This window comes from Cobetia sp. PDI-23MA (genome assembly GCF_059507735.1).
In genome coordinates, this window is sequence record NZ_CM183352.1 from 653,700 (window position 1) to 668,592 (window position 14,893).

The window sequence follows — 14,893 nt, forward strand, 5'->3', positions numbered from 1 at the left end:
TCCGGGCGATTCGCTAGAATGCGCCGCAATCCTTACGGAACAGGTGATCGAGCAACGCTCCTCACCGCTTGATGATGCTTAGAGGCAGTCGACTGACTCATCATCAAGTGCTTGACTTCTCAAGCGTTCCGGGTAGAATATGCCTCCTCGCTTCACAGCGACGCTCTTTAAAAATTTGATCAGGTAATTCGTGTGAGCGCTTGCCGATGAGTGGTGACAAGGTCACCAAATATCGGAGCAAGCCTCTCACGAGAAGTTTGACTCTGAACCAAGTTTGGTCTGCTTAACAGACTATCAAGCTTTCAACTGAAGAGTTTGATCATGGCTCAGATTGAACGCTGGCGGCAGGCTTAACACATGCAAGTCGAGCGGAAACGATCCTAGCTTGCTAGGAGGCGTCGAGCGGCGGACGGGTGAGTAATGCATGGGAATCTGCCCGATAGTGGGGGACAACCTGGGGAAACTCAGGCTAATACCGCATACGTCCTACGGGAGAAAGCAGGGGATCTTCGGACCTTGCGCTATCGGATGAGCCCATGTCGGATTAGCTTGTTGGTGAGGTAATGGCTCACCAAGGCGACGATCCGTAGCTGGTCTGAGAGGATGATCAGCCACACTGGGACTGAGACACGGCCCAGACTCCTACGGGAGGCAGCAGTGGGGAATATTGGACAATGGGCGAAAGCCTGATCCAGCCATGTCGCGTGTGTGAAGAAGGCCTTCGGGTTGTAAAGCACTTTCAGCGAGGAAGAACGCTTGTGGGTTAATACCCCGCAAGAAAGACATCACTCGCAGAAGAAGCACCGGCTAACTCCGTGCCAGCAGCCGCGGTAATACGGAGGGTGCAAGCGTTAATCGGAATTACTGGGCGTAAAGCGCGCGTAGGTGGCTAAGTCAGCCAGGTGTGAAAGCCCCGGGCTCAACCTGGGAACGGCATCTGGAACTGCTTGGCTAGAGTGCAGGAGAGGAAGGTAGAATTCCCGGTGTAGCGGTGAAATGCGTAGAGATCGGGAGGAATACCAGTGGCGAAGGCGGCCTTCTGGACTGACACTGACACTGAGGTGCGAAAGCGTGGGTAGCAAACAGGATTAGATACCCTGGTAGTCCACGCCGTAAACGATGTCAACTAGCCGTTGGGTCCCTTGAGGACTTAGTGGCGCAGCTAACGCAATAAGTTGACCGCCTGGGGAGTACGGCCGCAAGGTTAAAACTCAAATGAATTGACGGGGGCCCGCACAAGCGGTGGAGCATGTGGTTTAATTCGATGCAACGCGAAGAACCTTACCTACCCTTGACATCCAGAGGACTTTCCAGAGATGGATTGGTGCCTTCGGGAACTCTGAGACAGGTGCTGCATGGCTGTCGTCAGCTCGTGTTGTGAAATGTTGGGTTAAGTCCCGTAACGAGCGCAACCCCTATCCTTATTTGCCAGCGAGTCATGTCGGGAACTCTAAGGAGACTGCCGGTGACAAACCGGAGGAAGGTGGGGACGACGTCAAGTCATCATGGCCCTTACGGGTAGGGCTACACACGTGCTACAATGGCAAGTACAAAGGGTTGCAATACGGCGACGTGGAGCCAATCCCATAAAGCTTGCCTCAGTCCGGATTGGAGTCTGCAACTCGACTCCATGAAGTCGGAATCGCTAGTAATCGTGGATCAGAATGCCACGGTGAATACGTTCCCGGGCCTTGTACACACCGCCCGTCACACCATGGGAGTGGACTGCACCAGAAGTGGTTAGCCTAACCTTCGGGAGGGCGATCACCACGGTGTGGTTCATGACTGGGGTGAAGTCGTAACAAGGTAGCCCTAGGGGAACCTGGGGCTGGATCACCTCCTTATCGACACTGTCTACTGCTCGCGGCAAGTGCTCACAACGAATTACCTGATCAAGTTAGTTTATCGAGTAGTAGTGTCGGGTCTGTAGCTCAGTTGGTTAGAGCGCACCCCTGATAAGGGTGAGGTCGGCAGTTCAAATCTGCCCAGACCCACCAAAAGCTTCGTGCTTTTGTCGACACGGTTTTGCCGACTTTTGGGGCCATAGCTCAGCTGGGAGAGCGCCTGCCTTGCACGCAGGAGGTCAGCGGTTCGATCCCGCTTGGCTCCACCATCAAGTTCCGGTTCAAGCTGCTACTACCTGATAACGCTGCACAGTCCACAGTGACAAGCATATCGCCTTCCTCGAGAAGGTTGTGTGACTTCTCACTGTTCTCTGAACAGCCGCTCTTTAACAATGTGAATCATGCTGACGATGGAGTGTGCGCCAAGCACATCTCCATCAAACGATATGTCGGAGAGGTCCGACAGAGTCGTAATCCTTGACAGACCCCTTGGGGTTATATGGTCAAGCGATTAAGCGCATACGGTGGATGCCTTGGCAGCCAGAGGCGATGAAGGACGTGATAGCCTGCGATAAGCGTTGGCGAGGTGGCAAATACCCTGCGACCCAACGATTTCCGAATGGGGAAACCCACTCACCATCAGGTGAGTATCTATAGGCCAATACATAACCTATAGAGGCAAACCCGGGGAACTGAAACATCTAAGTACCCGGAGGAAAAGAAATCAACCGAGATTCCCCAAGTAGCGGCGAGCGAACGGGGACCAGCCCTTAAGCGTGACAACCGACAGGCGAACAAGCTGGGAAGCTTGACGATACAGGGTGATAGTCCCGTAGTCGAAGTCCGAGTCACGTGAAATCGAGTAGGTCGGGGCACGAGAAACCCTGACTGAACATGGGGGGACCATCCTCCAAGGCTAAATACTCCTGGCTGACCGATAGTGAACCAGTACCGTGAGGGAAAGGCGAAAAGAACCCCGGCGAGGGGAGTGAAATAGATCCTGAAACCGTATGCGTACAAGCAGTGGGAGCACCTTCGTGGTGTGACCGCGTACCTTTTGTATAATGGGTCAGCGACTTATATTCTGTGGCGAGCTTAACCGTATAGGGGAGGCGTAGGGAAACCGAGTCTTAACTGGGCGACCAGTCGCAGGGTATAGACCCGAAACCGGGCGATCTATCCATGGCCAGGGTGAAGATTGAGTAACATCAATTGGAGGCCCGAACCCAAGTATGTTGAAAAATGCTGGGATGAGCTGTGGATCGGAGTGAAAGGCTAATCAAGCCCGGAGATAGCTGGTTCTCCTCGAAAGCTATTTAGGTAGCGCCTCACGTATCACCGCTGGGGGTAGAGCACTGTTTCGGCTAGGGGGTCATCCCGACTTACCAACCCGAGGCAAACTCCGAATACCAGTGAGTGCAGCGTGGGAGACACACAGCGGGTGCTAACGTCCGTTGTGAAAAGGGAAACAACCCAGACCGTCAGCTAAGGTCCCAAAATCCTGATTAAGTGGGAAACGATGTGGGAAGGCTCAGACAGCTAGGAGGTTGGCTTAGAAGCAGCCACCCTTTAAAGAAAGCGTAATAGCTCACTAGTCGAGTCGGCCTGCGCGGAAGATATAACGGGGCTAAATCAGGTACCGAAGCTACGGGTTCATCCTCTGGATGAGCGGTAGAGGAGCGTCGTGTAAGCCAATGAAGGTGGATTGAGAAGTCTGCTGGAGGTATCACGAGTGCGAATGCTGACATGAGTAACGATAAGGGGAGTGAAAAACTCCCCCGCCGGAAGACCAAGGTTTTCTGTTCTACGTTAATCGGAGCAGAGTGAGTCGGCCCCTAAGGCGAGGCGGAAACGCGTAGTCGATGGGAAACGGGTTAATATTCCCGTACCGGATGTGGTTGCGATGGGGGGACGAAGAAGGCTAGGTGAGCCAGGCGTTGGTTGTCCTGGTGAAAGCATGTAGGCCGAGGAATCAGGCAAATCCGGTTCCTCTGAGGTCGAGATGCGAGACGAACTGACCACGGTCAGGAAGTCATCGATGCCACGCTTCCAGGAAAAGCCTCTAAGCTTCAGATCACATGCGACCGTACCCCAAACCGACACAGGTGGTCAGGTAGAGAATACCAAGGCGCTTGAGAGAACTCGGGTGAAGGAACTAGGCAAAATGGCACCGTAACTTCGGGAGAAGGTGCACCGGTTCGAGTGAAGGACTTGCTCCGTAAGCTCCTACCGGTCGAAGATACCAGGTGGCTGCAACTGTTTATTAAAAACACAGCACTCTGCAAACGCGCAAGCGGACGTATAGGGTGTGACGCCTGCCCGGTGCCGGAAGGTTAATTGATGGGGTTAGGATTCGTCCGAAGCTCTTGATCGAAGCCCCGGTAAACGGCGGCCGTAACTATAACGGTCCTAAGGTAGCGAAATTCCTTGTCGGGTAAGTTCCGACCTGCACGAATGGCGTAATGATGGCCACGCTGTCTCCACCCGAGACTCAGTGAAATTGAAATCGCAGTGAAGATGCTGTGTACCCGCGGCTAGACGGAAAGACCCCGTGAACCTTTACTATAGCTTTACACTGGATGCTGATGTTGTCTGTGTAGGATAGCTGGGAGGCTTTGAAACCACATCGCCAGATGCGGTGGAGCCAACCTTGAAATACCAGCCTGACATCATTGGCGTTCTAACTCAGGTCCGTCATCCGGATCGAGGACAGTGTATGGTGGGTAGTTTGACTGGGGCGGTCTCCTCCCAAAGAGTAACGGAGGAGCACGAAGGTACCCTCAGCACGGTTGGAAATCGTGCATTGAGTGCAAGAGCATAAGGGTGCTTGACTGCGAGACAGACACGTCGAGCAGGTACGAAAGTAGGTTCTAGTGATCCGGTGGTTCTGTATGGAAGGGCCATCGCTCAACGGATAAAAGGTACTCCGGGGATAACAGGCTGATACCGCCCAAGAGTTCACATCGACGGCGGTGTTTGGCACCTCGATGTCGGCTCATCACATCCTGGGGCTGAAGTCGGTCCCAAGGGTATGGCTGTTCGCCATTTAAAGTGGTACGCGAGCTGGGTTTAGAACGTCGTGAGACAGTTCGGTCCCTATCTGCCGTGGGCGTCGGAAGTTTGAGAAGAGCTGCTCCTAGTACGAGAGGACCGGAGTGGACGAACCTCTGGTGTTCGGGTTGTCATGCCAATGGCATTGCCCGGTAGCTACGTTCGGACGGGATAACCGCTGAAGGCATCTAAGCGGGAAGCCCCCTTCAAGATGAGACTTCCCTGAGGCCTTGCGCCTCCTGAAGGGCCCTTGAAGACGACAAGGTTGATAGGCTGGGTGTGGAAGCACAGCAATGTGTTGAGCTAACCAGTACTAATTGCCCGTGAGGCTTGACCATATAACACCCAAGGGGTTTGCCCAGGCAAACCGCCGGGATTGCGACAGGATCGACGACATATCGGTCAGCATGATTCATATTGCGAGTCGCGAGGTCACAAGCCTCGAGACTCAGGCATCGCAAGGTGCCACCGTTTCGCCTGACGACCATAGCGAGCGTGAACCACCCGATCCCATGCCGAACTCGGAAGTGAAACCGCTTAGCGCCGATGGTAGTGTGGAGTTTCTCCATGTGAGAGTAGGTCATCGTCAGGCACTTATCCCGAACCGCCCCTGTAGCCTTGCTGCAGGGGCGGTTCTCTTTGTGGTGAGAAAAGTTGCGCACAGCAAAGCAAGAGGCTTACGCGCTTCGTGAGGTGCCTGTCGCGCCCATGAACGGCCTGAGCGTTGTCACAGCCCCCATCACGTACATGCACGCTTGTAGAAGGCAGCGGCGAGGGGCTAGACTCCCCAGCCTTCTGTATTGGAGATGATGATGCAACCTCAAGAACTGTTGCTGTATTGCCGCCCTGGCTTCGAGGCCGACCTGGCCGCAGAAGTCAGTGAGAAAGCGGCGTATATCGGCACGCCGGGTTATCCGATTGCGGCACGCGACAGTGGCTTCGTGCGTTATGTGGTGACGGGTGAGGAGCCCGCCAACGCCCTGCATCGTGACATGCCGCTACAGGCGTTGGTCTTCGCTCGTCAGACCCTGGTGGCACTGGAGCCGCTGGTCGGCATGTCGCGGGAGAATCGTGTCTCGCCGATTCTGCAGCAGGTGGTCGACGCCGGCTGGAGCTTCGAGGAGATCCGCCACGAGATGCCGGATACCAATGATGGCAAGGCGCTGTCGGGGCTGGGCAAGGCCGTCGGTCGCCCGCTGGAATCCGCGCTCAAGAAGCGGGGTGCCCTGCGCCGCAAGGCCGGTGGTCGGGCGTTGCATGTCTTCTGGACGGATGGCGATGAAGTCCAGCTGGGCATGAGCTTCCCGGGCAACCGCAGCGAGTATGCCAATGGCATTCGTCACCTGCGTTCGCCGAGCCGTGCGCCCAGCCGCTCCACGCTCAAGCTGGAAGAGGCGTGGCACGAATTCGTGCCGCGCGATCAGTGGGAGCGTCGCATCGCCACTGGCATGCAGGCAGCGGATCTTGGTGCCGCCCCGGGTGGCTGGACCTTCCAGCTGGTCGAGAAGGGCATGTTCGTGTTCGCGATCGACAATGGTCCGATGAACCAGGACCTGATGGCGACAGGTCAGGTCGAGCATCTCAAGGAAGATGGTTTCACCTGGGAGCCGCCGCTGCGCCTGGATTGGCTGGTCTGCGATATCGTCGACAAGCCGATTCGTGTGACCGAGATGGTCGAGCGCTGGCTGAAGAAGCGCTGGTGCAACGAGGCCGTCTTCAATCTCAAGCTGCCGATGAAGCAGCGCTGGAAGGAAGTCTCTCGCTGCCTCGACTATCTGGCCGCCAGTCTCGAGCGCTCCAATGTCGGTGCCGAGATTCGCTGTCGTCATCTGTATCACGATCGTGAAGAGGTCACTGTGCACGTGCGTATCACGCACTGATTGGCTATAGGCTCGATCAGCACGCACGGGCGACATGCCCCATACAAGAACCCCACGGCCTGTACTGGCCGTGGGGTTCTTGTATGGGGAAGGAGGCGCCTGCTGCCTTCGCTCGCCGGAGAGGCGCGTTCAGGTATGCTCCAGCAGGATTATCCGCTCCGGTTGGGATAGCATGGGCGCCAGGCGCGCCATCATGTGATTTCTGGCCGGGCTGACCGACCATTCCTGCCACGCTCGCGCATCGCGCCATGAGGTGATCAGGATGCGGTGGCCCGCGCGGCCGGTTTCCATCAGGTTCTCGCCCGAGATGAAGCCCGGGACATGCGTGGCCTCGCGTACGACTTCACGCGAGGCCTGTTCGTAATCCTGTTCCAGTCCCGGCATGATATGCCGTTCGATCAGAACCTTGATCATGCCTGTCTCCCCTTTTTTGTACGTGCCGCCAGCCAGGGCGGCAGGATTGTCAGGAGTCTTCGATGACCGATATCACATTGCCCGAGGCCGATGCCGAACTGGAAACCAGTGGCCTGTATTGCCCGGAGCCTATCATGATGCTGCACAACAAGGTGCGTGAGCTTGCCTCGGGTGACCTGTTGCGGGTGGTGGCGACCGACCCTGCCACCACCCGTGATGTGCCCAAGTTCTGCGCCTTTCTTGGCCACACCCTGGAACTGAGCCACGAGACACCGGAACAGTTCCTGTATTACATCCGCATCAGTTGAGGCCTGTCCGCACCGCTGAGTCGTGGGTCATGACTGGCCCTCAGGCTTCGCGGTCATGGACCTCGACGCAGACCTGGTCGCTCTCGCCGGTCATCATCAGCGCGAGAGCCTCCAGCGTCGCCGGGTCCTGCTCGCGAATCTGATTGGCGATGGCGCGCTGGAAGAAATAGACCACATCATGCCGACTGCGCCCCGGGTACAGGCAGTCGTCGCCGGCCAGCACCGGTGTCTGGGTGACGCGAGTTTCATCGACCAGCAAGGCCTCGATGTTGCCATCGCTGTAGAGACGCCAACCGAAGACCTGCTTGAGCTGCCACTGTGACTCGCCGTTGGTCATGCACAGCGCATGGGTACCCAGCGTGTCCGGCAGTTGCTGCAGCAGCGTCGTCCTGTCCGAGACTTCATAGTCGTAATAGGCCGCTGCATGTTCGAGCTCGAACACCTTGTGGTCAGGCGCCAGCATGAAGACTTCGTCGGTTTCCGGGTCGCGATAGCCGACGAAATGCCCCTGCTGCGGGTCTTCCAGCTCGTGACAGGGCATCAGGCCCTCCATCCACGGCACCATGCCGACGACTTCACCATCCTCGCGCAGCCCCCAGGCCAGTACCGGAATGCTGTAATAGCTGTCCGGGTCGCTGTCGAGCTGATAGAGCATTTCCAATCCGTCGTGTTCCGGCGCCAGCCGGAGAATACGACGTCGTGCACGCATCCTGTCACGCATGACACTCAGGTCGATGACCTTGGCGGAGCGGGGGGAAGAAACTGGTACGCCCATGACGAACCCTCCTCAGCAGCTTGTCGATCGTCCTCGGCGTGTGCTGGTGCGTTCTCTCGCTTCTGCCATGTGTGTCGTCAGCGAGAGAGCACTGCCTTGAATAACCATTAGCACAGCCAGCGCCTTGACGGTAACCCCTCCTTGGACGAAATGACCGTCTATCGGCTTTGTCGTGTTTAAACGCAAAAGCCCCGCGTCACCCTGTCGGGTGTCGCGGGGCTTTCTCATCAAGGCGTTTCAGGTGGCTGTCAGACCAGCCTCCTGGCTGATATGCGCACGTTATTTGTCAGGCGTCACTGGCTCGCCAATACCTCGTCACGTACGCCACGGCGCGCGATGATCCACAGGCGCCAGCCCAGCAGCAGCGCTGCCACGGTCAGGCCTGCCACCATGCCGATCCAGTAGCCATAGACGCCCATCTGCTCGATGGGCCAGGGCGAGATCGGGAAGGCCTCACTGCCGACACCCAGCAGGTGTCCGCCTCCCAGCCCTACCACCCAGTAGGCGAACATGGTGATCAGCATGATGATGCGTGTGTCCTTGAAGCCGCGCAGTGCGCCTGCCATGGCGACCTGCAGGGAGTCCGAGACCTGATAGAGCATCGCCAGGGTGATCAGCGACATGGCCAGGGCCTGGACCTTGAGGTTGCTGGTATAGAGTGCCACGGCCGGCTCGGCCAGTACCCAGATCACGATGTCATTCACCAGCGCCACCACCAACGAGAAGGCCACGCCATTCCAGGCCACAAAACGTGCTTCACGCATGTCACCACGGCCGATGGTGTGGCCGACGCGCACGGTCAGGGCCATCGCCATCGACAGCGGCAGCATGAACAGCAGCGAGGTGAAGTTGAGCGCGACCTGGTGAGCCGCAACCTTGATCTCGCCGAAGCTGGCCACGAACAGGGCGATGACCGTGAACAGCGTGACCTCGAAGAAGATCGCGATACCGATCGGCAGGCCAACCTTGAGCAGTTCGCCCATCTGCTTGAAATGGGGGGCGCTGGGCTGGCACCACAACGCCACGGCGTGATACGCGCTGCTGTAACGCGTGTAGGCGAACATGCTCAGGCACATGATCCACATCGCAAGGCCGGTGGCGATACCGCAGCCGGCGGCGCCCATGGCCGGAATGTCGCCCAGCAGTCCCGGCAGGGTGATTCCCAGCAGGTCATCCACGCCCGCAGACCCGTAGATCAGCACGTAATTGAGCGGGACGTTCGATATCAGGCCGATCAGACTGATGATCAGTGCCGGGCGGGTATGGTTCATGCCGTCCGAGTAGGCGCGCAGAACCTGATAGAAGGCTGCGCCCGGCATGCCCCAGGCAATGGCCATCAGGTAGAGAGTCGCCTGCTCTGCCACGGCCTCAGGCACTTCCATCAGCGTGAAGATCGGCGCGGCCAGATACCACAGCGCAAGCCCGGACAGGCTGCCGAGCACCAGCGAGATCCACAGCGATTGATGCACGTTGCCACGTACCTCACCGCTGCGATTGCCTCCCATCAATTGCGCGACTACCGGTGTCAGGCCCATCAGGGTGCCCGCCATCAGCAGCAGCAGGGGCACCCACAGGCCGGAGCCCACCGACACGGCTGCCAGGTCCGTGGCCGAGGAACGCCCTGTCATCAGTACGTCCACGGCACTCATGCCTGCCTGAGCCAGCTGCGCGCCACAGATCGGCAGCGCCAGAGTGACCAGGCGTGAGGTTTCCGCTCTGATGCGGGGAATCAGTGGCGGAGGCGGAGAACCGGGGGCCGTCTGAGGCATGGAGGAGGGGGATGGGTCGGCGGGGGGCACGGCAGGCTCCTGCTAGTAATCGAGAATCATTCTTGCTTGGCGCGCCATCCTAGCAGATAAGCAGGTTTCATGAACGCAAGCTGATGAATTATCACGGCTATGAGTGACACTGTCAGCTGAAATGACGCGCTATAGGCTTGCCACGTACAATGAGCCATCCGGCAGAGCAGGTTTTCCTGCCGCCATCGAATGCTCCCACACTGCCAGCGCTTGCCGAGAATTGCCGTGTCGTCCCATGAGTCCCTAACTGCCGTCCATTCCTCTGATTCCGCCTGCGGGAGCCCTCGTCGTGCGCATGACCTCGCCACCTTGATGGCGTTGTTCGACGGCCTGTTCGGTGGCACCTTCAATACCTTGCTGCGTTGTGATCCCGAAGAGCCGCTCTATCTTCCGGCCGGCATGCAGGGAGAAGGCAGGCGAGTCCCGGAATCAGAGCTTGGCTATCACCGTGTCTATCTGGCACGTGGCTTCTTTTCCAGCGCACTGCATGAGATCAGCCATTGGTGCATCGCAGGCGCCAGACGGCGGCTCGAGGAAGATTACGGCTACTGGTATGCCCCGGATGGCCGCGACGCCGAGCAGCAGCGCGCCTTCGAGAGTGTCGAGGTTGCCCCCCAGGCGCTGGAGCTACTTTTCCACCGGGCGGTGGGCAAGCCGTTTCATGTCAGCGTCGACAATCTTGAGCTGGAGGTGGATCGAGACGCCTTCGCGCAACGTGTGATGCGGCGTGCCGCCGATATCGAGCAGCGCGCCCTGCCCGCACGTGCCGCTGCCTTCCGCCACGCGCTCGCCGGTGTCTGGCAGCAGGGGATGCCGCTTGAGCAGGCCATCGCCCATGCCATGCCCCTGTTGCCTACAGTGGGCGAGGACGGCCGACTGGCGTGATGCCTTCCTGCGCATGGCAGGCGGCAGTGTCGTCGCTGGCTGGGCTTGCCTCCCGGAACCCGCCTCCCGAAGCGGGATTGCATTATCTGCAAATCAGCGTTGCACTCACGTTGCAGGCGTCAGGGCTTTGTGATTAGAATGATTCGCATTGACACAATGGTTCCGCTTCTACTGGCCTGCAGGTCTGCCCATGGCAGTCCTCGTCAGGACAGGACACCTTGAACAGGGGTATTCGATGACTGCTGTATCCATGATTTCTGCATCCTCCGCTCGCAAGCTGTTGTTGAGTGCGCTGGTCGGCGTGACGGCTGTCACGGCCATGCCGGCGCAAGCCCAGGAAGAGGTGAACGTCTACTCCTATCGCCAGGCCTATCTGATCGAGCCGTTTCTCAAGGAGTTCACCGAGGAGACCGGCGTCAAGGTCAACGTGGTATTCGCCAAGCAAGGTCTGGCCGAGCGTCTCAAGCGTGAAGGCCGCAACACGCCGGCTGACGTCCTGCTGACGGTGGATATCGGTCGCCTGCAGGAATTGGTCGACGAAGAGCTGGTCAAGAGCGTCAATGACGACGTCATCGAAGCCAACCTGCCTGAGCAGTATCACGGCCCTGACAACCAGTGGTTCGGTATCACCACCCGTGCACGCGTACTCTACACCAGTGTCGATCGCCTCGAGGCCGGTCAGGTTGCAAGCTATGACGACCTGGCGGATCCGAGCCTCAAGGGCCGTGTCTGTTCACGAGCCGGTGATCACCCCTACAACGTGGCATTGATCGCCTCGCGTATCGCTCACAACGGCGAGGAAGCGACCCGCGAATGGCTGGAAGGTTTCAAGGACAACTTGGCGCGCAAGCCGCAGGGCGGGGACCGCGATCAGATCAAGGCGATTCGTGACAACGTCTGTGACGTGGCCATCGGCAACAGCTACTACTACGGCAAGATGCTCGACAATGACGAGCAGCGCCCGTGGGCCGAGAAGGCACGCATCGAATTCCCGGATCAGAACGGTGTCGGTACGCACATGAACATCTCCGGCATGGCGATGACCAAGTACGCGCCGCACGAAGAGAATGCGCTCAAGCTGATGCGCTTCTTGACCGAGAAGACCGCCCAGCACATGTATGCCGAGATCAATTTCGAGTATCCGGCCAACCCGGCTGCCGAAAGCTCGGAGCTGCTGACGTCCTGGGGCGAGTTCAAGCAGGATGACCTCTCGCTGACCGAGGTCGCCAAATATCGCAAGCGTGCTGCTCAGATGGTCAATGAAGTCGGCTTCAACCAGTAACGGCACTCACCGCTGGCATGAGCCATCGGGCGGGATGTCATGAACGAAGAGGGGCTGTCGCGATGCGACAGCCCCTCTTCGTTTGAGTGAACAATGTAAAATAGACGCAATTGCAGTTGGCAGGTCAGTGAGGAAGAACAGATGACGCAAGGCAAGCGGCTGTTGGCAAAGCGAGGTGCGAGTCTTGAAGAGGAAGCCTGCACGGCAACCAGCGCGACGGAGCTCGCCCTGGAGCACGTGACTCACGGCACGTCAGTCAGCGAAGATGCGGCGATAAGACGCCGTCAGCGGCGCCTGGGCACGCACATGGGATGGTTCGCGACGGCCTGGGGGGTCGCCGCGTTGGTGGTGATGCCGGTGCTGGCCGTCATCTGGCTGGCGTTGTTCGGCGATGATGGCAGTGACCAGGCCGGTGACGGCATCTGGCCGCACCTCGTCTCCACCGTGCTGCCTGACTATGTCATGACGAGTCTGGCGCTGGTGGCCGGCGTGGCGGTCCTCAGCGGCAGCATGGGCGTGGTCTCGGCGTGGCTGACCACCATGTATCAGTTCCCGCTGCGGCGTACCTTCGAGTGGTCGTTGCTGCTGCCGTTCGCGATTCCTGCCAACGTCATCGCCTACATCTACACCGATGTCTTCGAGTATGCCGGGCCCTTCCAGGGCGCGCTGCGTGCGCTGTTCGGCTGGGACTCGCCGCAGGATTACTACTTCCCCGAGATACGCAGTCTGGGCGGCGCCATCCTGATGCTGTCGCTGGTGCTGTTTCCGTATGTCTTCATGCTGGCGCGCTCGGCGTTTCTCGATCAATCACCTTCACTGCGCGATGCCAGCCGCACCCTGGGCTGCAATGGCTGGCAGAGCTTCTGGCGCGTGGCGCTGCCCAGTGCACGCCCGGCGATCGCCGTCGGTCTGGCGCTGGCGATGATGGAGGCGCTCAATGACTTCGGCACCGTCGATTACTTCGCGGTGCGTTCGCTGACTGCCGGCATCTTCAATGTGTGGCTCAACATGGGCAGCCTGCGCGGCGCGGCCCAGATCGCGCTGTGTCTGATGATCTTCGTGGTCACGCTGATCTGGCTGGAGCGACATGCCCGGCGCCGGCAGCGTCAGTTCGGCAAGGGCGATCGTTATCGTCGCTATCGTCGCCCGACATTGCATGGCTGGCGCGCCGGACTGGCGACGCTGGCCTGCCTGCTGCCGTTGCTCTTCGGCTTCCTGTTGCCGGTGGGCCTGTTGACGCGGCATGCCATTCGCTATTTCGAGGAGTCGTGGACGCCGGACTTTGCCGGTTACGCGCTCAATAGTCTGATGCTGTCGGTCAGTGCTGCCGTGTTGACGCTGATCATCGGGGTGCTGCTGGCCTACGCCAAGCGGCTGGATCGCACCGCCAGCGTACAGCAGGCGCTCAAGCTCTCGAGTCTCGGTTATGCCATGCCGGGCGCCGTGCTGGGGCTGGGCGTGCTGGTGCCGCTGTCCGGGTTCGACAATGCGCTGGACAGCTTCCTGCGCGCCAACTTCGGGTTCTCCAGCGGTCTGCTGCTGACGGGGACGATGGGCGCGATCATCATCGCCTATGTGGTGCGTTTCCTCGCCATCGCCGCGGGCTCCATCGAATCGAGTCTCGACAAGGTCACGCCCTCGATGGACATGGCGGCGCGCTCGCTGGGCGAGAACACCTTCTCGACACTGCGCCGGGTGCACCTGCCCTTGATCCGTCCCGGCTTGCTGACCGCGGCGCTGGTGGTCTTCGTTGATGCGATGAAGGAGCTGCCGGCCACCTTGCTGCTGCGGCCCTTCAACTTCGACACGCTCGCCACCCACGTCTATCAGTACGCCTCGGATGAAATGCTCGAGCAGGCGGCGTTGCCGGCGCTGGTGATCGTGGTGGTCGGCATCCTGCCGGTGATCGTGATCTCGCGCACCATCGTGGCCTCGCGCAGCGAGTCATGATGGCGACAGCGTCGTCATCAGCTTATTGCCAAACGGGAGTTGTTCCTTGTGTGGAGATCGCCTAGGGTGCAGCGCTCGACACTGACAGGACAATGCCGGAGATGGTTCGCACGATGCTCAAGCCTTACGTAGCCAAGATGCGGGGTGGTCCCCTGAAGCGGGGCAGGCCGCATGTTGCCGATGCCCTGTGGTCATGGCTCGGAGCCTTTCTGGGCATGGCGCTGATCGGCTGGCTGTCCTCGCACTATCTGGCGGTCAGCTCGCTGTTGCTGGTGGGGTCCTTCGGCGCGACCTCGGTGCTGCTCTACGGCGCGCCGCACAGCCCGCTGGCCCAGCCGCGCAATGTGCTGGGCGGCAACATGCTGTCGGCACTGGTCGGTGTCGCCTGCTATCACTGGCTGGGTGATGGCTGGCTGGCAGCGGCCATGGCGGTCTCGGTGTCACTGCTGGTCATGCAGCTGACGCACACCCTGCACCCGCCGGGCGGCGCCACCGCCCTGATCGCGGTGATCGGCGGTCAGCCGCTGCATGAGCTGGGCTACTGGTACGCCCTGTTGCCGGTGGGGCTGGGCTGCTTGGCGATGCTGGTGCTGGCGGTGTTGATCAACAATCTGGCGCGTCATCGCCGCTATCCGCTGCACTGGCATTGAGCCCATCGGATGCGCGCTTCTGCAGGCGATGGCGGAAGATGGTAGACTGGGCTAT

The 14,893-nt window shown here is 59.3% G+C and carries 9 protein-coding genes, 2 tRNA genes and 3 rRNA genes; 11 read left to right on the plus strand and 3 right to left on the minus strand.

What is annotated here, in order from left to right; all coding sequences use genetic code 11:
• The first annotated feature begins 303 nt into the window (after positions 1–303).
• The 6 genes from AC5WNJ_RS02790 (at position 304) to rlmM (ending at position 6,775) form a co-directional block, all read left to right on the plus strand.
• Positions 304–1,844 (plus strand): 16S ribosomal RNA (locus AC5WNJ_RS02790).
• Between the two features lie 76 nt (positions 1,845–1,920).
• Positions 1,921–1,997, plus strand: a tRNA-Ile gene (locus AC5WNJ_RS02795).
• A 40-nt stretch (positions 1,998–2,037) separates the two neighbouring features.
• A tRNA-Ala gene (locus AC5WNJ_RS02800) sits at positions 2,038–2,113 on the plus strand.
• 232 nt (positions 2,114–2,345) lie between these two features.
• A 23S ribosomal RNA gene (locus tag AC5WNJ_RS02805) occupies positions 2,346–5,233 on the plus strand.
• A gap of 138 nt (positions 5,234–5,371) precedes the next feature.
• Positions 5,372–5,487, plus strand: a 5S ribosomal RNA gene (rrf, locus tag AC5WNJ_RS02810).
• Together the 16S, 23S and 5S rRNA genes with 2 tRNA genes alongside form the textbook arrangement of a ribosomal RNA operon.
• A gap of 214 nt (positions 5,488–5,701) precedes the next feature.
• Complete coding sequence (gene rlmM / locus AC5WNJ_RS02815; RefSeq protein WP_176676220.1) at positions 5,702–6,775, plus strand: 23S rRNA (cytidine(2498)-2'-O)-methyltransferase RlmM; 1,074 nt, start codon at positions 5,702–5,704, stop codon at positions 6,773–6,775.
• A gap of 129 nt (positions 6,776–6,904) precedes the next feature.
• Here the strand turns inward: rlmM and AC5WNJ_RS02820 are convergent, their stop codons facing one another.
• Positions 6,905–7,189: an antibiotic biosynthesis monooxygenase family protein gene (locus AC5WNJ_RS02820; RefSeq protein WP_176676221.1), complete on the minus strand. Its 285-nt coding sequence runs from the start codon at positions 7,187–7,189 to the stop codon at positions 6,905–6,907.
• Between the two features lie 62 nt (positions 7,190–7,251).
• On the opposite strand from AC5WNJ_RS02820, the gene tusA reads away from it, so the two are divergent.
• Positions 7,252–7,497, plus strand: a complete 246-nt coding sequence (tusA, locus tag AC5WNJ_RS02825) for a sulfurtransferase TusA (protein WP_054555155.1) — start codon at positions 7,252–7,254, stop codon at positions 7,495–7,497.
• A 40-nt stretch (positions 7,498–7,537) separates the two neighbouring features.
• Here tusA and AC5WNJ_RS02830 read toward each other — a convergent pair whose 3' ends face one another.
• Together AC5WNJ_RS02830 and AC5WNJ_RS02835 are read right to left on the minus strand one after the other, a co-directional pair.
• A complete protein-coding gene (locus AC5WNJ_RS02830; RefSeq protein WP_175090610.1) occupies positions 7,538–8,272 on the minus strand; it encodes a hypothetical protein in 735 nt (244 codons plus the stop codon).
• Between the two features lie 293 nt (positions 8,273–8,565).
• Positions 8,566–10,041 carry an MATE family efflux transporter gene (locus AC5WNJ_RS02835; protein ID WP_495931017.1) on the minus strand — a complete coding sequence of 492 codons (1,476 nt, stop codon included), beginning with the start codon at positions 10,039–10,041 and terminating at the stop codon, positions 8,566–8,568.
• Between the two features lie 342 nt (positions 10,042–10,383).
• Between AC5WNJ_RS02835 and AC5WNJ_RS02840 the strand changes: the two genes are divergently transcribed.
• From AC5WNJ_RS02840 to AC5WNJ_RS02855, 4 genes are all read left to right on the plus strand, one after another.
• Positions 10,384–10,956, plus strand: a complete 573-nt coding sequence (locus tag AC5WNJ_RS02840) for an elongation factor P hydroxylase (protein WP_253062225.1) — start codon at positions 10,384–10,386, stop codon at positions 10,954–10,956.
• Positions 10,957–11,191: 235 nt separating this feature from the next.
• Positions 11,192–12,238, plus strand: a complete 1,047-nt coding sequence (locus AC5WNJ_RS02845) for a Fe(3+) ABC transporter substrate-binding protein (protein ID WP_253062227.1) — start codon at positions 11,192–11,194, stop codon at positions 12,236–12,238.
• A 141-nt stretch (positions 12,239–12,379) separates the two neighbouring features.
• Positions 12,380–14,188, plus strand: a complete 1,809-nt coding sequence (locus tag AC5WNJ_RS02850; RefSeq protein WP_253062229.1) for an ABC transporter permease — start codon at positions 12,380–12,382, stop codon at positions 14,186–14,188.
• Positions 14,189–14,301: 113 nt separating this feature from the next.
• Entirely contained in the window at positions 14,302–14,838 is a 537-nt protein-coding gene (locus AC5WNJ_RS02855; protein ID WP_176676223.1) for an HPP family protein, read from the plus strand.
• Positions 14,839–14,893: the final 55 nt, after the last annotated feature.